The sequence below is a fragment of the Vibrio sp. 10N.222.55.C6 genome (assembly GCF_041473395.1).
GTDB classification, from domain to species: domain Bacteria; phylum Pseudomonadota; class Gammaproteobacteria; order Enterobacterales; family Vibrionaceae; genus Vibrio; species Vibrio crassostreae_C.
The window spans coordinates 1-562 of record NZ_JBFRSD010000784.1 but is presented as its reverse complement, the minus strand read 5'-3'; the positions used below and the strand labels follow the sequence as shown (position 1 = coordinate 562).

Annotated in this window: 1 protein-coding gene; it reads left to right on the top strand. The window is 36.1% G+C overall.

The features are described 5' to 3' along the window. Positions 1-353: 353 nt before the first annotated feature. Positions 354-562, top strand: a 209-nt coding sequence (locus AB4486_RS26160) for a hypothetical protein (protein WP_372119669.1), incomplete at its 3' end; no start/stop codon positions are given.

Sequence of the window (562 nt, the reverse complement as noted above, 5' to 3'; positions counted from 1 at the left end):
CCAATGCGACGAATGGTAATAATGAGGAGTGAATGGTTGAGAGGCGGTGTGAGTGGGGATATAGGATTCAGTTATTGTATTTCAGTAAAAGTCGTGCTTATTTTGCACAACCCATATTTACTAATTATTCATACTGGGTAGACATAAACACACCTGATACATTGGAGCTATGTATTGTTTTTGTAATCTTCGGAATAGAAACGGTGATTCAGGAGATCGATGAGTAATTGTTGAAATAAATCATTCGCATAACCACTTACAGCTTTAAAATACGAGACAAAGTTAATACAATATTGTTGCACATTGAAATGGTTCAATGTTTATATCAAATTAGTTATGGATTTATCAATATCATGGAAGCAACAACAGTTAATGCTAACGAAACTCAAACGCCAAAAGTTCTAAACAAACTTGGAACTGCATCATATGGTCTCGTTGCAATTGGGTCTTTCTTACCTGCAATTACTATCAAAATGTGGGGAGTGTCTGAATCAATTACAGGTTTAGATGTCTACGGGTTCACTATAGTCTTACTAATGATTGTAGGCTCAGCATCCTGCGC